Origin of the sequence: Bacteroides sp. (assembly GCF_019417265.1) — a bacterium.
Classification (GTDB): Bacteria; Bacteroidota; Bacteroidia; order Bacteroidales; family Bacteroidaceae; genus Phocaeicola.
The window spans coordinates 13,927-34,516 of sequence record NZ_DXVR01000018.1 but is presented as its reverse complement, the minus strand read 5'-3'; the positions used below and the strand labels follow the sequence as shown (position 1 = coordinate 34,516).

Below are 20,590 nucleotides of genomic sequence, written 5' to 3'. Positions count from 1 at the left end.
CTTTACTTGAAAGCTGAAGTATCTGTGGTGCTACAGCTCCTTTCGACAGCAGATGCAGTGAACATATCAGAGCCTGGTTCAGAACTATGACCGAAGGATGATAGTCGGGCGGAAAGTCAGGGTTTATATTCAACAGAGCCAGAGGCAATGAACCGTCGTCAAAAAAGTCCGTTAGCGGTTCCTGTCCCTCATAGCTGATGTTCATTACTTTCCATTTCAGATTGCTGTCAAACTGTAATGAAAATTCTCTATCGGCTTTAATCTCCTTGCCTGAGATGATGTCCGTTTGAGGGAAAAGTCCCGAAGCGTCAAGCCTCCTTGAGAAGAATCGTTGTACATTCTTCTTTGCTCGCATTATTTCAGTAGAGTATTTTTCTTTGAAATCCCCTGTAGTGGAGAAAGGAGGGTTTTCTGCCAGGAGCATGAGCAAGGCTTCCGACTTGTCAGTCAGTTTTGAGAAGTCTATTCTTTTGAACACAGATCCCCCATGGCTCACTTCCCTAGAGCCTTTTGTTCTTACCACCTCCTTTATGTTTTGTACTGATATATCATTGCTGGTCTCTTCGATAAATATTCCGCGTTTCTTAAGCTCTTCCATAATATCTACATTGTGCATACTGAACACAATGAATGGATTATTGTCAATCTCGCGGCTGAACATGTAGATTACGGCAGCAAGGTGTTTGCATGGCACGGCCCAGTCCGGACAGTTGCATTGCATTTTCATGTCGGTCCATTTTTCAGGGAAAATCTTGAGTCCGCAGCTTCTGGCTATTGACATGATTTCCGGGGCCATCTCCCTGTTCATCAACCGTGATATAATGCCCGGATACTTGATTAGTTCATTCATCAGCGCGTCAATCTGTTCCGGGAAGAAAGGAGGAATGATGATATTAACCTTATATGGTGTTATCCTGCTTCCTGACACTTTTGCAGTGATGATATTGTCTTTCAGTTTTATGTCTATAACGTTTCCTTTGCGTGCGTATGTAGCTCCGCGAGGAATACGGTTATCATAGTCTATATGAGTAAGCGAGCGGAGCCATTCGCTGCCCCACAATGTTTTTCCGAATTGTTCTGCCATGTTACTATATCTTATCTGAGTACTGTTTAAATAGTATTTAAATGGTATTTAAACGCTGTTTTGGATTATACTTCTTAGCTTTTATGGTAAGTGTATGCAATTTATTTTTGTCTGTGGCATACAGTTCCTGTAGCCTGATAAGTAGGCATAACCAGAACTTCTGCTATCTGTACATGAGCAGGGGCTGATGCTGCGTAATAAACCACATCGGCTATGTCGTCACCTGTAAGTGGTTTCAGCCCATCGTAAACGGCATCTGCCTTGTTTTTGTCTCCACGGAAACGGATAACGGAGAAGTTGGTCTCAACCATTCCCGGCTTGATGTTGGTTACTCTCAGAGGAGTGTCAACAAGGTCTATACGTAGTCCGTCCGACAGTGCTTTTACCGCAGCCTTGGTTGCGCAGTAAACGCTGCCGCCCGCGTATGCCGCATCGCCTGCAATGGAACCTATATTAATAATGTGTCCGCATCCGCGTTCCACCATATCCGGAACAATCATGCGTGTCATTGCCAGTAGTCCTTTGATGTTGGTGTCTATCACTACGTCCCATTCGTCCAATGAACCTTCGTGTTCTTTATCAATGCCCAAAACCAGACCGGCATTGTTTATCAGAACATCTATATTTTTCCATTCTCCTTGCAGAGAGTCTATGGCATTACGCATTTCTTCACGGTTTCTAACATCGAATGGAAGAGTTACGACTTCTGTTCCTGTCTTTTCAAGTTCCTGTTTCAGACTTTCCAGTTTTTCAGTATTTCGTCCGTTCAGTATAAGTCTGCTTCCCATGGCCGCGAATTTTCTTGCGCAACCTTCACCTATGCCGCTTGTGGCACCTGTGATTAATATTGTTTTTCCTTTCATATTTTAATATCAATACTTCGGTAATAATTAATAAAATACTTAAAATCAATGAGCTAAATTAATAAGAACTAGCATAATAATCAAGTGCCTGATATTCAGTAACTTTATATTTCTATATGTAAGTCAAAGATAGAAACATCAGGAGCAGTCAACCAATATATGAATATCTGTAGGGATACCTTTAATGGATATACCGCAAAGTTAAACAAAAGTACTAAAAAGCTAAACAAAAGTACTAAATATGTAGTAATGGAGACACTACTTTTATTTATGGTCATACCAAGAAAAATAAACTTCACACAGCTTGCGCTTTACGGGAATCGTTGCGAATAGTGTTACAGGCAGACTTTTTTGAAGAAGTTTGACTGTTACGGTGTTTCTGGGATAGCCGAAGTTTTCTAAGAAAAATTAGTTTTATTCTCATAAATTGCATAGTTTTGTATTTGTAATCTTCATAATAGTGAAGATTTATACCTGGAATAATATATGTAACTATCATTATAATGATATATAAATGCGGTTTATATGGTAGATTTCTATGAATACTCCACACTTGAACTTGTAAGGTTATTAGGTAACAGATTTAAAGAATATAGAATTCGTTGCAATCTTACTCAGAAAGATGTTGCTGAGCAATCCGGTATTGTACTTACAACCATCCATAAATTCTAGAATGGTACATCGGGCAATATTTCGTTGTCAACATTTATTGTGTTGTTGAAAGTGGTCGGACAGATTAATACTATAGACAATCTTCTTCTGGAATTGCCAAAATCTCCTTGCCTGAAGGATATGGTTGAAAAGTATTTTATTCATTAAATTAGTAACTATCATTTCAGTAGTAATTCTTATAACACTTGAACTATGAATACCTTTAAATCTATTGATGAGCTTTTGCGTGTACTTGAAAGAGAGAAGCTTTTGTTGAAACAGATGTTTCAGAAAAGAGCTTCAACTTCCTTGAAATATGATTATGCACTCGAACTCACTGAATATAAAGAAGAAAGAATTAAATATCTTATTGACTACGGAATAATAAGAGATCGCGGGAATTTCCTTGAAATGGAGGATGTATATCTTAAATTCTTCGAGGATGTTTTACAGGTCAATGAGAATATAAATGTTTCGTTTGTAAATGATTATCTGGGACGTCTGAATGAAAATATCGATTATTATCTTAAAGAAGATAATGAGCAGCGGAAATATAATTATCACAAAGAGGTAAGACGGTGTCTGAAAAATATTGCAATGATAACAGTGCGTAATGTAATAGACTTGAAACGCAACATTGACAATACTTACAAGAATGAACCAAACTATCGTGTAAAGCTTTCAAAATTGAATAATCTTGATGAAAAACGTAAGAACATAGAACTCCTCATCAATAGGAGTGAAGATATAATAGACAACGCTCAGCCTGTTTTTTTCAGAATTGCCATGGATACTCAAATGCGTATAGTGGTGAATGACGTGAAACTTCAGCTTAATGATTCTTATCATAATCTCATTGAGATAGAGAAGCAGATTATTCATTACCTGAATCTTATAGCTTATCAGAACAGGATATTCGAGAAAGTCCGCCGTTTGAAATACCTTCGTGACCAGTTCCTTTTAGACGAAAAAACTGATATACGTCAGGTTGTCAGTATGAGAAATCCTCTGTGGATGGAGCCTCAGACCAATTACAGGATAAAACTTTCGGTAGATAATCTGCGTACTTCTGTAGTGGCATTGGAGATAATAAGAAAAATCATATCAAAAAGGAAGAACCTGACTAAAGGTCCGAAGAATATAGCCGATGCTATACCTCAGGAATATCTGAAGACAGAGGGTGAAGTTCTTGACCAGATAAACTTACAGGAAATTTATAATGCTTTCTCGGCATCAAGCAGTCATCTGTTTAAGTTTGTAATGAATTACAATTATCATAAATATCATAGCACTGACGAGAGAATCTTGTTTTTCTGCCAGATAGCATCGCAGTATGCCGAAGGACTGAATTTCACCGACAAGTATGAAACAAGCCATAACGTGGAATATCCTTTGATATATTCCAAATGACTCCAAACAATTACCGATAGTTCCTAATAATTTCATAATCATAATCAGAATAATCATGAAATATACCGAAGAAATATTCAATATATTGAGTAAGGGCGGATTTATTTCTGCAAACAGCGTTTCTCCTGCTATAAAGCGGTATTATGATGCCATAGAAGAGGATTTGACCGATTATTACGAATATTATAAAGGCATAGGTTTTTATCTCGAAGGTGGTGACGGATATTATATGTTCACCCGACAGGAGGCGAAAGTTGATCTTGAGCGAAAACTTGAAGCAGTTATGAAGTGGATTGACTACCTAAGTTTCCTTAAAACGTATGATGCTACATTCGGTCCCGGATTTAAGTTCCGCCCGGCAGACATAGAAGTTCAGATAAGTTGCCATATTGAGCTGAAGGATAAGGCTTCCAAACTGTTTCAGGATAAGAAGAAATATAATGAGGTTGTGGAGAAACTTGTTTCTGAACTTGAAAAGGCAGGAATGATAGAACTTGAGAATGAACATGATAGCACTTATAAAGTATTAACGGCATTTCACTATATGGAGGATCTGGTGGACTGCATAACAATATCGGAGGAAATGAACGATGAGATATCTCAATAAGGTAATATTTCTGAACAGCGCACATGTGCCGTATGCCGAAGTAAAGTTGGATGGCAATGTACATTTTATTGGTACCCAGGGCGTTGGTAAAAGTACCCTTTTGCGCGCTGTCTTGTTTTTCTATAATGCAGACAAACTCAGATTGGGCATACCGAAAGAAAAGAAGAATTTTGATTCTTTCTATCTCCCTTTTGCCAATTCGTATATAGTTTATGAAGTAATGCGCGAAAACGGTGCCTATACCGTAGTTGTAACGAAGTCGATGGGTAGGGCTGCCTTCCGCTTTATTGATGCACCATACAGTAAGGAGTGGTTTGTTGACGGCAAAAATGAGGTTTCTGCCGACTGGAGTGTGATTCGTACAAGAGTGTCGGAATCCGGTGCAAGCGTGTCGTCGCTAGTTACAGGCTATGATATGTTTCGTGATATAATATTCGGCAATAACAGAAAGCCGGATTTGCTTCAGTTCCGTAAGTATGCCATTGTAGAGAGCTCGCGATACCAGAATATACCGCGTACAATTCAGAATGTATTCCTTAACTCAAAGCTTGATGCCGATTTTATAAAGGATACCATCATACAGTCAATGGATGATAATGAGTTTGTTGTAGACCTGAGTTATTATCGGAACCAGATAGAGACTTTCGAGCAGGAATATTCCGACGTAATGCTGTGGATAAAACAGGATAGAAATGGAGTGGTACTTGTCAGGAAACAGGCTGATACAGTAATAAAGAATTACAGAATGCTTCTGTATGCTGATAAGCGGATTAAAGACGATAGACAGCATCTCAATTATTCTGAAAGGGTGGCACGCCTGAAGCTCCCAGAACTGGAAGAACAACTCCTGCAACTTAAAGAGGGAGCCGAACGGTTTACACGTTTGCTTGGAGAAGAAAAAGATAAGTTTGACAGAGAGCGCGACAAGCTTGTAAAGTTAAGCGGTATTATAGAGTCTGACCTTAAGAAGATAAGGGAAAAACGAAAATATTATGAACAGGAACATATTGACGAGGTTATATCAAGAGTAAATAGGGAAACGTCACTTAAATACGAACTGGAGTCTTTGAATAAGGTGTATAATGAACTCACGAGTACGTACCGGGATATAATAAGCAAATACTCTTTGATGGAAAAGAGCATTGATGCCGATTTTGAAAGATTTGAGAATGAAATCAACAAAAGGGTATTAAGCCTTGAAAACGAACTTGGTAAAAGGATTGCGGAATTGACAAAGAAAAGCAATACTCAGGCTGAAGAAATACGCTCTGTTTATGAAGAGAAACTTAAAACACTTGCCTACAGCAAGGAACAGCTGCTGGAAGAAATATCCAACCTGAAACAACAGAAAACAAGGGTTGAGTGTACTGTTCATTTCAAGGATGAGATAAGTGACTGTGAGGAACGGTTGAGAAACATATCTTCCGAAGAAAAGGATACCGCCGTGAAAGCTGACCGTCTGAAACTGGAGTGCGACCGCCTAAGACAGAAGTCAGAAGCGGAAACTATGATAGTTGAAAAAGAGTATGATACGAAAATAGATGAGGCTCTACGCTGCAGGAAACAGTTGGACGCAGAAATAGAATCATTGAATGTCCTGATAAACAGCAGCAAAGGCTCTTTTTGCGAATGGCTCGACAAGAACAGGCCAGGATGGCAGGAAAATATAGGTAAGATTGCAGATGAACAACTTATACTCTACAATCAGAATCTTTCTCCTGAACTCTCAACCGATGGAAGTAATTCTTTTTATGGTGTAAAAATTAATTTGGCTGAAGTGCAGCGTGAATTACGCTCGCCGGAACAGCTTAAAGCTGAGTTTAAGGCCAAATCTTCAGATAGGGATGAATATACTAGAAAAATAAGCCTTCTGAATGAAGAAAAAACGAAGCGTACAGAAGAAATAAAAAATAAGTATAGAAAACAGATTTCAGCCATATCGGGCGAAAGGCAGGTTCTTGAAATTCAGTTACAGCAATATCCGCTTCAGATTAAGAATATTAAGGCGGAACAGGCTTCGTGGGAACGTAAAGAATCGGAGTGGAAAAGAAACAGGCTTGAGGAGATAGAAACACTTATTGGAGGCAAGGAGAAGGAAAGGCAAAAATGTTGCAATAATGAAGATCTTTTGAAACAGGAGAGAGAAAAGCGGATTCTTCAGATTAATGAAGAGCTGAGAAAGGCGGAAAAGAAAGAACGCAGTGCTGTTGAAGCAGAGATACAGACAGTACAAAATGAACTGTCCGACCGGTGTACAGATGCGGATAACAGAAAAAAAGAACTTCACAAGTTGCAGAACGAGGAGTTGAACGGTAAGGGAGCTGATACATCGGCTATAAATTCCTATAAAGCAAAAATTGATGCAGTCAAGTCTGAATTGGATTATATATCGCAAAAACAGTCGTTGGTGTGGAATTATGAGAAAGACAAGAGAGAACTGTTTGACCGTGAACCTGAATTGCGCGACAACAAGAAGAACAATGAAATGCATCTGGACGAGCTTGAAGAAAAATACGCATTGAGGAAAAACAAGCTTACAGGTCAGTACGAAACTGTAAAAAACAGTATAAACGAAAAGTCGGCCGAACGTGATGCCATTAAGAACGATCTTTGCGCTCTTGAGAATTTCCGCAAAGATGAAGGCTTCTGTCCTCCGGAGTCGTACACTCATGAAGAACTACCTACCAATAAACCTTGTGGTAAGATAGTGGAAGAGCTGAAAAGTCTGATAGTTTCTCTTGGCAAGGATACTGATAGTTTCAAAAAATCGGTAAATCTGTTTAACAGTAACTTTACTGCAAGAAATACTTTCAGTTTCCCTCAGTCATTGTCGTGTGATTCAGATTACATGGATTTCGCATCCAATTTATGTGAGTTTGTGGAAAACAATAAAATTACCGAATATCAGAACCGCATAAGTGAAAGATACGTAAACATAATAAGACGCATATCAAAGGAAACAGGAGAGCTTACCCAAAGCGAAAGCCTTATTAATAAGACTATTAAAGACATAAATGACGATTTCATTAAGCGTAATTTTGCAGGAGTTATCCGCAGTATCGAACTCAGACCATTGCAGAGTAACGACAAACTTATGCAGCTTCTTATAGAAATAAAGAATTTCAATGATGAGAACACCTTCAATATGGGTGAAATGGACCTATTCTCACAGGATTCGCGCGAGAACGTGAATCTCAAGGCTGTAAAATATCTTAATTCATTCAGTAAACTGCTTAAGGATGAGCCTTCCAGGAAGAGTCTTGTCGTTTCTGATACCTTTAACCTGCAGTTCCGTATTATCGAAAATGATAATGACACAGGCTGGGTTGAGAAAATAGCGAATGTTGGTTCCGACGGCACAGACATACTGGTTAAAGCTATGGTGAACATCATGCTTATCAATGTTTTCAAGGAAAAAGTCTCAAGGAAATTCGGGGATTTCAAGGTGCATTGTATGATGGATGAAATCGGTAAGCTGCATCCTAATAATGTGAAAGGCATACTTGAATTTGCCAATTGCCGCAACATATTACTTATCAACAGTTCGCCTACCACTTATAATGTTGAGGATTATAAATATACTTATCTGTTAAGCAAAGATGCGAAAAGCAATACACGGGTAGTGCCATTGCTTACACGAAAATAAAAATGACTTGTAACAATATGGAAATAAATAAAAAACGATTTACAATATCTGTTGCGAAAAAATTGCTTTATATGCTTGATGGAAGAACTCTTCCTTCAAGCTCGCTTCCGCGTTGGATAGTTGATGAATTAAGGATAGAGGGGCTTATTACCGGAATAGCCAGTGGCAGCAGAGTTTCCTATCGCCTTACAGATCCTGTGGCATTCGGTAGATATGTTTCAGATAATTATACATCCGGCACTTCTCTTGAAAGATGGATTGAAATCTTTTCCGGCGAGAACAAAGACTTGCAGCGCAGTATGCTTGTACAGGAAACAGGCGATTCCAAGACTTTTAAGCTTCGAACTTTCAGAGGTTTTCTTGTGAACTGTTACGAACCTGTTCATGCAAGAATAGGGAATAGTGATTTTGTTATATCCCCTCCGGAAGGAAGTGCTGTTTTCATACAAAAGCCGAATGAGTTTTATATACCGTCAGACGTTACAGTGGTGGGAATGGAAAATGGTGAGAACTTCCGTCATATACGGAGTCAGAAAAATCTGTTTGGAGATAATAAAATTTTGTTTGTTTCCAGATACCCCCATTCGGCAGATTTAAGGGAATGGCTTATTAAAATTCCTAATAGATATATACATTTTGGAGATTTTGATCTGGCAGGTATATGTATATATCAGTCAGAGTTTTATAAATTTTTGGGCGACAGAGCGAGTTTCCTTATTCCCGAAGATATAGAAGAAAGGTTGAAATCCGGGAATAAGGGACTGTATGACGCTCAATATCTTAGATATAAAAATCTGAAGATTATAGATTCACGTTTGAACGGGTTGGTTGAAATGATTCATCATTATGGTAGGGTGTATGAACAGGAAGGATACATTGAAAAATGTACATATTAAATTAACCGTTAAAATCATAAAGTCCCTTCTTCCATCCCTCAAAAGGACACTTATCTTTTATTTCGTTATACAACTTGCAATTAAAAGAGAATAACTTATCAGCTTCATCCAAGACTTTTTTATCACCAATAAAATCTAAAAGATTAAAGTCCGGTTCTGTATCTATCGTGAATGATATAGCACCAATATTGTCTTCATCCGGGAACGAAATAAAGGTATAAGGAGTTTCTCCGGTAAAAAGATTACATACGGTCGGGCAATGTTTTTCTAACATCTGAAGCAGGCGTCCTGGATTTTCATGATTATTCAGACGATTAAAGAAAGTTCCCCAGCAACATGTAAGACTAAGTTGGTTGATTCCGATTGGAACCAGGCATACAACACCATATAATCCCTTGTTTACCTTTAGAATCAATTCTATATGATTCTGACGAACTGCATAAGTATAAGAATACCCTTTCAAAAAGGTTGCACCAGCTTTTTTATCAACGAAATTACGCATATTGAAATTCTACTATATTAACATTTACTTTGCCTGTTGTAAGTAATAATCAAAAATGTACCAGATAATAATTTAAGAATTAAGTATCAGTGTGACAAAGGTATATAAAAAACTTCATTTTTATGTGCTGGTGTAATAATAAAAAGAAGATTTTTTATTTTTCTTAATCAAAGAAACCGTAACACGTTCGTGTTCCACGCGTGACATGTACGTGTTACGCTTTCCGGAACGGCTCGTTTTGAGAAATATTTATAGTCATGTGACCTTTTTCGAACGGTTGTCATGTTTTCCGAAGCCGAGTGTCATGTAATAATATGTAGCAAAAAAGCCCTTTTCTCTGATAAATGATATTTTTCTTCAAAAAAAACTATCATTTTATTTGTTTATATCAAAAAAGCCTTTACCTTTGCAAGTGTGAAGACAATAAACAGTAAAATATGAAAGCAACTAACATTATTATTAACCTGGCAGTCCTGCATATTATTCGCGTCGTGGTCTTGGAACCAAGAGGTGAGGAAGGTTCATGTATGTAGTTGCATATATATGATATTGATGAAAGCCTTTCTCACACGTGTATGGGAAAGGCTTTTTGATTAAATAAGGAGAGATGAAAATGAAAAATGAGTTACGCAGTTCGATGAGCACACAGGGTCGACGCATGGCCGGTGCAAGAGCATTATGGGTGGCAAATGGAATGAAAAAGGAAATGATGGGCAAACCTATCATAGCTATTGTGAATTCATTTACACAGTTCGTTCCGGGACATACACATTTGCATGAGATAGGTCAGCAGGTGAAAGAGGAAATAGAGAAACTCGGATGCTTTGCCGCTGAGTTCAACACTATCGCGATAGACGACGGTATAGCAATGGGACACGACGGAATGTTGTATTCATTGCCTTCGAGAGATATCATTGCCGACAGTGTGGAATATATGGTGAATGCTCATAAGGCTGATGCTATGGTATGCATCTCAAACTGCGACAAGATTACTCCGGGTATGCTTATGGCTTCCATGCGACTGAATATTCCTACTGTGTTCGTGTCGGGCGGTCCGATGGAAGCGGGAGAGTGGGGCGGACAGCATCTTGACTTGATAGATGCGATGATTAAGTCTGCCGACCCGACAGTGAGCGATGAGGATGTGGACCGGATAGAAAGACATGCCTGTCCGGGATGCGGATGTTGCTCAGGTATGTTTACTGCAAACTCAATGAACTGTCTGAACGAGGCTGTCGGTCTTGCTCTTCCGGGTAACGGAACGATAGTAGCGACTCACGAAAACCGCAAGCAGTTGTTCAAGGATGCTGCGGCTCTCATCGTAAAAAATGCTTATAAATATTATCAGGACGGCGACGAAAGTGTATTGCCGAGAAGCATCGCTGCACGTCAGGCCTTCCTTAATGCAATGACACTTGATATCGCTATGGGTGGTTCCACAAATACAGTGCTTCACCTGCTCGCAATAGCGCACGAGGCAGAGGTGGATTTCACAATGGACGATATCGACATGTTGTCACGCCGTGTGCCTTGTCTTTGCAAGGTGGCTCCTAACACTCAGAAATACCACATTCAGGATGTCAACAGAGCGGGAGGTATAATGAATATCCTTGCACAGCTGAACAAGGGCGGTCTGCTCGATACATCGGTTTCGCGTGTGGACGGTATGACACTGGCTGAGGCTATTGCAAAATATGATATCTCGGCTGAGAGTGTTGATGCTGAGGCAAAAAGAATTTATACAAGCGCTCCGGGCGGAAAGTTCTCTATCAAACTTGGCTCGCAGGGCAATTATTATAAGGAACTCGATACAGACCGCGCTACAGGATGTATCCGCGATTTGGAACATGCCTACAGCAAGGATGGCGGACTGGCAGTGCTGAAAGGTAATATAGCGCAGGATGGATGCGTGGTGAAGACTGCCGGTGTGGACGAAAGCATCTGGAAGTTCTCAGGACCGGCCAAGGTGTTCGATTCTCAGGAATCGGCTTGTGAGGGTATTCTCGGCGGAAAGGTTGTAAGCGGAGATGTGGTAGTCATCACTCACGAAGGACCTAAGGGTGGTCCGGGTATGCAGGAGATGCTTTATCCTACATCTTATATCAAATCAAAACATCTCGGTAAGGAATGTGCGCTGATTACCGACGGACGTTTCAGTGGCGGTACATCGGGATTGAGTATCGGACATATATCTCCTGAAGCTGCTGCCGGAGGAAACATCGGCAAGATTGTGGATGGCGATATCATCGAAATAGATATACCGAACCGCAGTATCAATGTGAAACTTTCGGATGAGGAACTTGCCGCACGTCCGATGACACCTGTCACTCGCGACCGTAAAGTGTCTAAGGCACTTAAGGCATACGCAAGCATGGTAAGTTCGGCTGATAAGGGTGGAGTAAGAATTGTTGACTAAAAAGCATATACATATGAAAGAGATAATAACAGGTGGTGAAGCATTGATGCGCTCGCTGGAGCATCAGGGAGTAAAGACTATCTTCGGTTATCCCGGAGGAGCGATTATGCCTGTATTCGATGCTTTATATGACCATAGAGATAAACTTAACCATATATTGGTACGTCACGAACAGGGTGCGGCACATGCTGCCCAGGGATACGCAAGAGTATCGGGCGATGTGGGTGTATGTCTGGTGACAAGCGGACCGGGTGCCACAAATACCATTACCGGTGTAGCGGATGCCATGATAGACAGTACGCCTATCGTAGTGATAGCCGGACAGGTGGGAGCAGGACTCCTTGGTACGGATGCTTTCCAGGAGGTTGACCTTGTTGGTATCACTCAGCCAATCTCGAAATGGAGCTATCAGATACGCCGTGCCGAGGATGTGGCTTGGGCTGTGGCAAGAGCTTTCTATATAGCACGTTCAGGCCGTCCGGGACCTGTGGTTCTCGACTTTGCGAAGAATGCTCAGGTGGAGATGACTGACTATGAGCCTGTTGACGTTGATTCCATCCGCAGCTATGACCCTGATCCGGAAACAGACCCTAAGGCTTTGGCTGAGGCTGTAAGACTTATCAATGAATCGGAAAAACCGTTGGTGCTTGTAGGTCAGGGAGTTGAATTGGGAAATGCTCAGGAAGAGCTTCTGAAGTTCGTAGAGAAAGCTGATATCCCTTGCGGATGTACATTGCTGGGACTCTCGGCTATGCCTTCGGAACATCCTCTGAACAAGGGAATGTTGGGTATGCACGGAAATCTCGGTCCTAACGTAAAGACCAACGAATGTGACGTATTGATAGCTGTAGGTATGCGTTTCGACGACCGTGTGACTGGTAAACTTGAAACATATGCCAAACAGGCAAAGGTGATACATCTGGATGTTGACCCTTCGGAAATAGGCAAGAATGTACCAGTACATGTTCCGGTGCTTGGTAACTGCAAGCGTACCTTGAGTCTGCTTACCGAACTTATCCAGCCTAACAAGCATACTGCATGGATTGACAGTTTCTGTCAGTATGAACAGCAGGAATTCGACAAGGTTATCAAACCTGAGGTTTATCCGGCAGAAGGTCCGATAAACATGGGTGAGGTAGTAAATGCAGTGAGTGAGGCTACAAACCATGAAGCTGTGCTGGTGACTGACGTAGGCCAGAATCAGATGATGGCATGCCGATACTTCAAGTTTACGAAGAACAGAAGTGTGGTTACTTCAGGCGGTATGGGAACAATGGGATTCTGTATTCCGGCAGCTATAGGAGCTACATTCGGCCGTCCTGACCGTACGGTTTGTGCGATAATGGGCGACGGAGGTCTTCAGATGACAATGCAGGAACTCGGTACTATCATGGAACAGAAGGCTCCGGTCAAGATGATTCTGATGAACAACAATTACCTTGGAAATGTACGTCAGTGGCAGGCAATGTTCTTCAGAAGAAGATATTCGTTCACACCGATGATGAATCCGGACTATATGCAGATAGCATCGGCGTATGGCATTCCTTCAAGAAGAGTCATAGAGCGTGAAGAGCTTAAAGACGGAATAGAGGAGATGCTTGCAACAGACGGTCCGTTCCTTCTTGAGGTCTGTGTGGTGGAAGAAGGTAATGTATTGCCGATGACTCCTCCGGGAAGCTCGGTCAACTATATGATGATGGATTTGGATTGCTAACGGGTAGGAGGATTAAAAATGGAAAATAAGACATTATATACTATCATAGTTCATTCGGAAAACATAGCCGGTTTGCTTAATCAGGTGACTGCCGTTTTTACACGTCGCCAGATTAATATAGAAAGCCTTAATGTGTCAGCTTCATCAATAGCCGGTGTACATAAATATACCATTACCTGCTGGACTACTGCCGATATAGTGGAGAAGGTCGTACGCCAGATTGAGAAGAAAATGGATGTTATTCAGGCGCACTATTTTACGGATAAGGAAATCTTCCAGCGTGAGGTGGCTATGTATAAGGTATCTACACCTGAGTTTCAGAAAAATCCTGAGGCATCGAAGGTGGTCAGACGTTCAAACGCGCACATCGTAGAAGTAAATCCGGTGTTCTCTATTATAGAGATGGTTGGTATGAGCGATGAGATAACTTTCCTTTACGAGGATTTGAAAAGGCTTAATTGCGTACTCCAGTTCGTACGTTCGGGAAGAATAGCCGTATCGACAAGTTGTTTTGAACGTGTGAACGAGTATCTTGCCCACCGTGAGGAAAGATATAAAAAAGGTTTGTAAATATATTTTGTTATGGCAGAAAAAAATGAAGTTGGAACCTATAAGTTTGTAGCGGAACCTTTCCATGTGGATTTCACAGGAAAACTCACTATGGGAGTTCTGGGAAACCATCTGCTGAATTGTGCAGGGTTTCATGCCACAGAGAGAGGTTTCGGAATAGCCGAACTGAACGAAAGCCACTATACATGGGTGTTGTCACTACTGGCAATAGAGATGGAGGAATATCCTATGCAGTATGAGGATTTCAGCATACAGACATGGGTGGAGAATGTTTACCGCCTGTTTACAGACCGTAATTTCTCTATTCTCGATAAGGACGGCAAGCCTATAGGATATGCACGCTCTATATGGGCAATGATAGATTTGGAATCGCGCAAGCCTGCCGATTTGCTTACATTGCACGGTGGCAACATAGTAGACTATATCTGTCAGAAGGATTGTCCGATAGCAAAACCGGGAAGGATAAAGGTTGCATCGAAAGAACCGGTAGGAGAGTATGTGGCAAAATACAGCGACATCGACTGCAACGGACATGTGAACAGTATAAAATATATAGAACATATACTTGATTTGTTCCATATGGATGTGTTCCGCAAAAAAATGATACACCGTTTTGAAATGGCGTATGTGGCGGAAAGCTATTATGGCGACAAACTGACTTTCTATCGTGAACAGATTTCGGACAATGAATTCGATATCGAAGTGAAGAAGAACGATAGTGAGGTAGTAGTAAGAAGCAAAGTGATATTTAAGAATTAAAAATTAATAATTAAGAATGAGTTGACAACTCATAAACTTATAAACTTAAAAACTTATAAAGAACATGGCACAATTAAATTTTGGCGGTGTGATGGAAAATGTAATCACCCGCGATGAATTTCCATTGGAAAAAGCACGTGAGATTTTGAAAGATGAAACAATTGCAGTTATAGGATATGGAGTACAGGGACCGGGTCAGTCATTGAACCTTCGCGACAACGGATTCAATGTTATCGTTGGTCAGCGTCCGGGAAAGACTTTTGAAAAAGCTATCGCGGACGGATGGGTACCGGGAGAAACTTTGTTCGGTATCGAAGAAGCTTGCCGGAAGGCTACTATCGTAATGTGTCTGTTGTCTGACGCAGCTGTAATGTCTGTATGGCCTACTATCAAACCATATCTTACTCCGGGCAAGGCATTGTATTTCTCACACGGTTTCGCCATCACTTGGAATGACCGTACAGGCGTAGTTCCTCCTGCTGACATCGACGTTATCATGGTTGCTCCTAAGGGCTCAGGTACTTCATTGCGTACAATGTTCCTCGAAGGTCGTGGCTTGAACTCATCATACGCAATCTATCAGGATGTAACAGGCAAGGCATTCGACAGAACTATCGCTCTTGGTATCGGTATCGGTTCAGGTTATTTGTTTGAAACTACATTCCAGCGTGAAGCTACTTCCGACCTTACAGGTGAACGCGGTTCATTGATGGGCGCTATCCAGGGATTGCTTCTTGCACAGTACGAAGTATTGCGTGAAAACGGACATACTCCATCTGAAGCATTCAACGAAACTGTAGAGGAACTTACTCAGTCATTGATGCCTTTGTTCGCTAAGAACGGTATGGACTGGATGTACGCTAACTGTTCTACTACTGCACAGCGTGGTGCTCTTGACTGGATGGGCCCATTCCACGATGCTATCAAACCTGTAGTTCAGAAATTGTATCAGAGCGTTAAGAGCGGTAACGAAGCTCAGATTTCTATCGACTCTAACTCTAAGCCTGACTATCGCGAGAAACTCGAAGCTGAATTGAAGGCTTTGCGTGAAAGCGAAATGTGGCAGACTGCAGTTACAGTACGCAAACTTCGTCCTGAAAACAACTGATAAATAATAAAGAGAAATCTTCTTCCCTCTTTTTGGTGATATCGCATTGCCAAAGAGAGGGATTTTTAGTATATATCCTCAGAAAATTTTTCATCGAAAGGTATAATATATCGTGCTTTTGACTAATTTTGTTGACAGTGATTGATTCTAAGTATAAACATAAAAAGTGTAGAGATATGAATAACGAATTCTTAGAGATAATAAAGACTCGTCGCAGCTGCCGTCAGTATAAGGCAGAACAGATTACGGATGAAGAGTTGAAAGCTGTTTTGGAAGCAGGAACTTATGCCCCTACATCACGCGGTATGCAGTCGCCTTACATTGTGGCTGTCCAAAATGATGACATACGCAAGAAACTGGCAGAGATGAATGCCCGTGTGATGGGAGTTACTTCCAATCCGTATTATGATGCGCCTACATATGTTTTAGTATTTACTCCGGCTGATGCCAACAATCCGATACAGGACGGAAGCTGTGTACTGGAAAACATGATGCTCGCCGCTCATGCCATAGGACTTGCAAGTTGCTGGATTCACAGGGAAAGAGAAATGTTCTCTACTGAGGAAGGAAAGAAACTGATGGAAAGTTTCGGTCTGCCTGAAGGTCTGGTTGGTATCGGTGCGCTTGCTTTGGGATATCCGGCAAAACCGGCCGATGCTCCGAAACCTCGTAAGGTGGATTACTATAGAGTGATAAAATAAATTTACAGGACATAATAATAGCCATGACAGGGATATGTTTATCTTCTGTCATGGCTTTGTTTTATGCAGCTATTATTATTTCGATAACAAATCAGCCATCTCGCCACCCTTTCTTGCTTTGTATGTTCCTTTTGGGTCAATGTACGATGTAAATTCAGCCTGAATATATTCACTTGATTTGGTAAATTCTATTCTTCCTATTTCTTCTCCTTTACTATTCTTTATAATATCCGATGGGATATTTGTGAATGTTCCGTTCCATTCTACAGTTGGAACATTTAATCTTGAATTGGCAGAACTCCAGTCTTCGTATAAACAATAAAAAGTATATCCAGAGCTGTTCTGGCTTATCTTGATTTTTGTTTCTCCGGTTTCTTCAGAGCCACCGATATATAAACCTGTTATATCATCGTCTTCTGTCACTTCTTCTGTGCTGCAACTTGCAAAACCCGCAGCCAATGTCACGCACATCATCAAATAAAAAGCTTTTCTTCTGATTGATTCTAATAATGAACTTGTTTTCATAAGATTTAATGTTTTACTGTTATCATAATACAAATGTAAGTAATATATATGAACAAAAAAAGAGACTGCCGGGGAAATTTGCAGTCTCTTGTTCTTTAGGGACAAACTCTTTTGTCTCTCTGACTTACTCACTTTCACAAGCTTGAAGTCAGGATATATAAATCTATTACTATGAAAAACATGCGAATATACCCAATTTCGTGATATTGTCAAAACAAATGATTGAAAAACTGCATGTAATTAACAGTAATTATATCAAAATGCTATTTCTTACACAAATCTTTATAATCACAGTACTGACATTTGTCTTCAACCTCAGTTTGAGAGAAACTTGTCTCAGGGTTGAAGATTTCCTCCAAAAGTGTATTCAGTCTTTCGCGGAAATCTTCTTCGTGAATGCTGAAATCATCTACATTATCTCTATTTCGGGCTTCTCCCATCTGCACTACAGGCGAGTAGTTTTCCGATGCTGCCTTATGTATGTACAGTAGGGAAGGAGCTACCTTCAACTGATTGTTTTTCTCCCTCAGTTTCTTGCAGACTATTGATGAGTACATGAATGTCTGGAAAATATAGTTAGACCTTTTCTTGTCCTGAATGAATAAGGATTCTACATCCGGCGGACATTGCGCATCGCCTCCGGTCTTGTAGTCCACTATTCGCAGGGTATTGTCTTTCGTGTCCATGCGGTCTATTATACCGCCTATGCGTGATTTGATTATGCCTTTCGGAGTCTTGATATCAATATCTTCCTCAACGAACTTCTCCGAAGCAGTGAATGTAAACGGTGCGTATCGCAGGTCATTCCGCAAGAGCTGTTTTATGTATCTCAGTATCACAGCTGAGTTTATAAGCTGCAATCCGTTGTATTCCGGGCGTTCCGTCAGAGGTATATTGAAAAACAGTTCCTTGAAACCGTTATCCACATATTCCTGGAGTTTTACATCATTTTGCAAAAGCTTTTCAAGAGAGTTGCAATCTATCACTTTTCCGTGTGCGGTAAGGTCCTTGTAGATATGTTCTGCGGCGTAATGGAATATACTTCCGAACTTAGCCGAATCTATCTCCGCACTTACTTCATCGGGGGCAGTCAGCAAGGCTACATATTTGTAATAAAATTTCAGATTGCAATCTATGTATGTATTGAGTGCAGAAGGTGACAGAAGAGCCTTTTTGTTTACTCTCGTATCAAAAACACTCTGCATTCTTTTCATTATCTCCGGGGTTTTCTTGATTTCAATCTTTTCAGTGCCCTGTGGCGATTGTGCGGCCTCCAGTCTTTCACGCTTGATGTCGAATCCCCACTCGATGAGGAACTGGAGCATGAAGCGTGACATCTCTCCGCGGTTTATACCGTCGCTTGATGTATTGAAAAGCAGAGTTACTTTCTCGGCTCTTTGCAACAGTCTGTAGAAGTAATAAGCAAATACGGCTATTTTATGGTCGATTGTAGTCATACCGAATGCCTTTCTGATATTGTAAGGGATGAATGAGGCATCGCTTCCACTTTTCGGTAGCTGTCCTTCGTTTGCAGAAAGCATTACAATGTTTCTGAAGTCCAGATTTCGGGTTTCAAGTACTCCCATCACCTGCATACCTATTGCCGGCTCGCCGTGGAAAGGAATGTTGGCCGACTGGATGACGCGCGAGAGCAGACGCTTGAATGTACTTTGGTTCACGTCAAGGTCGCCTTCATCTATCAGTGAACTGAATCGGTTTATCATGGTGTATGCTTTGAACAGTGCTTCGCGATATAGCTGGTCCAAGGCAGTATCCATAGTGGCCGATTTCTTCTGATATACGGCTGCAACCTGTTTCAGTACTGTGGTAATCATCCGGCAGATAGCCTGGTTGCTGTTGCATGGTGTGAATATGGTTTCCGTAGTCTCGTCCTTTTTCAGTTCCGATGGGAGAGGGTAGAAACGGTTGTCGTGGATAAGGGATTTCTCCAATTTCCCTGCTTCCTCGCTCAGGAGTTGAGTGTATGGATGCTTAAGCACACTCAATACTTCGGCAAACAGGAATCTGCCGTTTGACGGATTATAACCTGAAGTGTGAAGCTCTATAAGCGAGTTGATAAAGCTGCAAGCAGGAGTCTGCGACAATGGAAATCCCATCGTTATATTGATATGATGTATATTCTCTGGCAGTGAGTGAAGTACAGGTTGCAGTAAAGATTCGTTACATAATACTACGGCTGTTTCCTTTTCTTCCTCCGTAAGGTTTGTTCTTATCCATTGCGGAAGATATCTTGCTTGCCCGTTCTCGGTTGGCGATTCTATATATGTAATATCTTTCGGGGAGTTCAGATTGTTGAATACAGACGGTGGAAGTTCCGACGGGAAATCCCTAAGATTGCGCTTTATGAATTCGCCTGCCTCGTGAGGATGCTTGTTGAGATAGAAGTTGTCGTAATCCCAATAGAACATAGCCTTTCCGGCTTTATTAAGTTTGCTGAATAGAGTATGTTCCACCTTATTCAGCACGTTGAATCCCACGAAGACATATCTGTCGTAAGGGAGTTTGTCAATATCCATAGACTCAGTTACTTCCCTGTACATCATACCCTCGTAAGCTATGCCTTGTTCGCGGAGTACCGCTCTGAATTCAGTATATATTTCTCCAAGTACGTCCCAGATATTGATGAATCGTTGTTTCAGCTCGGTAACCTTGTCTATGGAGAAATTCTTGAAGAACTGGCTTAATGCTTCCTTCTGTCCTTCTTCCAGGAATTCGTATCCGTTGTCGTTAAGTTCGTTCAGATCCTTAATATTGCGGAACATGGCTTCTGTGTCCACCATATTCTTATCCGCATCGTCAAAGTCGCTTATAAGAAGTTCACCCCAGAAGTAGAAATCGTCGAGTGATTCCTTGCTGCCTGTTATATTGACAAACACCTTATATAGTTCGCACACAAGTTTCACAGGGTCACCAATCTGAAGGTCTGAAACCTTACGGAACAGTTCGCCTATACTTATATATGCCGGCGACCATATCGGTCTGTCGGTTTCCGATGCCAGATATTCATTGAAGAACAGGCCGGCTCTCTTGTTAGGGAAGACAATGGCCGTACGGGCAAAGTCACCGTTTGTCTTCGTATATAAATCGTGAGCTACAAGCTTTAGAAAAGTTTCCATT

Annotated in this window: 15 protein-coding genes and 1 pseudogene; 11 read left to right on the top strand and 5 right to left on the bottom strand. The window is 41.0% G+C overall.

The window, feature by feature from the left end:
- Positions 1–1,084: SWIM zinc finger family protein (locus QZ379_RS04095; protein WP_291558625.1), on the bottom strand; the 1,084-nt coding region annotated here is incomplete at its 3' end.
- Between the two features lie 101 nt (positions 1,085–1,185).
- The gene (locus QZ379_RS04090; protein ID WP_291558623.1) at positions 1,186–1,947 is read right to left on the bottom strand and encodes an SDR family NAD(P)-dependent oxidoreductase; all 762 of its coding nucleotides are present in this window, start codon (positions 1,945–1,947) and stop codon (positions 1,186–1,188) included.
- A 525-nt stretch (positions 1,948–2,472) separates the two neighbouring features.
- Here QZ379_RS04090 and QZ379_RS12740 point away from each other — a divergent pair.
- From QZ379_RS12740 to QZ379_RS04065, 5 genes and pseudogenes are all read left to right on the top strand, one after another.
- Positions 2,473–2,766 (top strand): annotated as a pseudogene (locus QZ379_RS12740) (helix-turn-helix transcriptional regulator).
- Between the two features lie 45 nt (positions 2,767–2,811).
- Positions 2,812–4,008, top strand: coding sequence for a hypothetical protein (locus tag QZ379_RS04080; protein ID WP_291558619.1), 1,197 nt, complete (start codon positions 2,812–2,814; stop codon positions 4,006–4,008).
- Between the two features lie 55 nt (positions 4,009–4,063).
- The gene (locus QZ379_RS04075) at positions 4,064–4,615 is read left to right on the top strand and encodes a hypothetical protein (protein WP_291558617.1); all 552 of its coding nucleotides are present in this window, start codon (positions 4,064–4,066) and stop codon (positions 4,613–4,615) included.
- A complete protein-coding gene (locus QZ379_RS04070) occupies positions 4,599–8,261 on the top strand; it encodes an ATP-binding protein (RefSeq protein ID WP_291558615.1) in 3,663 nt (1,220 codons plus the stop codon). Before QZ379_RS04075 ends, QZ379_RS04070 begins: the two co-directional genes overlap by 17 nt.
- A gap of 17 nt (positions 8,262–8,278) precedes the next feature.
- Entirely contained in the window at positions 8,279–9,157 is an 879-nt protein-coding gene (locus QZ379_RS04065) for a hypothetical protein (protein ID WP_291558613.1), read from the top strand.
- A gap of 1 nt (position 9,158) precedes the next feature.
- Here QZ379_RS04065 and QZ379_RS04060 read toward each other — a convergent pair whose 3' ends face one another.
- Positions 9,159–9,659, bottom strand: coding sequence for a hypothetical protein (locus QZ379_RS04060; protein ID WP_154042863.1), 501 nt, complete (start codon positions 9,657–9,659; stop codon positions 9,159–9,161).
- A 613-nt stretch (positions 9,660–10,272) separates the two neighbouring features.
- Between QZ379_RS04060 and ilvD the strand changes: the two genes are divergently transcribed.
- The 6 genes from ilvD (at position 10,273) to QZ379_RS04030 (ending at position 16,927) form a co-directional block, all read left to right on the top strand.
- The gene (ilvD, locus tag QZ379_RS04055; RefSeq protein WP_291558638.1) at positions 10,273–12,075 is read left to right on the top strand and encodes a dihydroxy-acid dehydratase; all 1,803 of its coding nucleotides are present in this window, start codon (positions 10,273–10,275) and stop codon (positions 12,073–12,075) included.
- A 13-nt stretch (positions 12,076–12,088) separates the two neighbouring features.
- A complete protein-coding gene (ilvB, locus tag QZ379_RS04050) occupies positions 12,089–13,789 on the top strand; it encodes a biosynthetic-type acetolactate synthase large subunit (protein WP_291558607.1) in 1,701 nt (566 codons plus the stop codon).
- An 18-nt stretch (positions 13,790–13,807) separates the two neighbouring features.
- Positions 13,808–14,359, top strand: coding sequence for an acetolactate synthase small subunit (gene ilvN, locus QZ379_RS04045; RefSeq protein WP_291558604.1), 552 nt, complete (start codon positions 13,808–13,810; stop codon positions 14,357–14,359).
- Between the two features lie 12 nt (positions 14,360–14,371).
- Positions 14,372–15,118, top strand: coding sequence for an acyl-ACP thioesterase domain-containing protein (locus tag QZ379_RS04040; RefSeq protein WP_291558602.1), 747 nt, complete (start codon positions 14,372–14,374; stop codon positions 15,116–15,118).
- Positions 15,119–15,182: 64 nt separating this feature from the next.
- On the top strand, positions 15,183–16,226 hold the full coding sequence (ilvC, locus tag QZ379_RS04035) for a ketol-acid reductoisomerase (protein WP_291558600.1): 1,044 nt from the start codon (positions 15,183–15,185) through the stop codon (positions 16,224–16,226).
- 176 nt (positions 16,227–16,402) lie between these two features.
- Complete coding sequence (locus QZ379_RS04030; RefSeq protein WP_291558598.1) at positions 16,403–16,927, top strand: nitroreductase; 525 nt, start codon at positions 16,403–16,405, stop codon at positions 16,925–16,927.
- Positions 16,928–17,002: 75 nt separating this feature from the next.
- Here the strand turns inward: QZ379_RS04030 and QZ379_RS04025 are convergent, their stop codons facing one another.
- Together QZ379_RS04025 and QZ379_RS04020 are read right to left on the bottom strand one after the other, a co-directional pair.
- A complete protein-coding gene (locus QZ379_RS04025) occupies positions 17,003–17,452 on the bottom strand; it encodes a hypothetical protein (protein ID WP_291558596.1) in 450 nt (149 codons plus the stop codon).
- Between the two features lie 263 nt (positions 17,453–17,715).
- Complete coding sequence (locus QZ379_RS04020; RefSeq protein ID WP_291558594.1) at positions 17,716–20,589, bottom strand: PD-(D/E)XK nuclease family protein; 2,874 nt, start codon at positions 20,587–20,589, stop codon at positions 17,716–17,718.
- Position 20,590 lies beyond the last annotated feature (1 nt).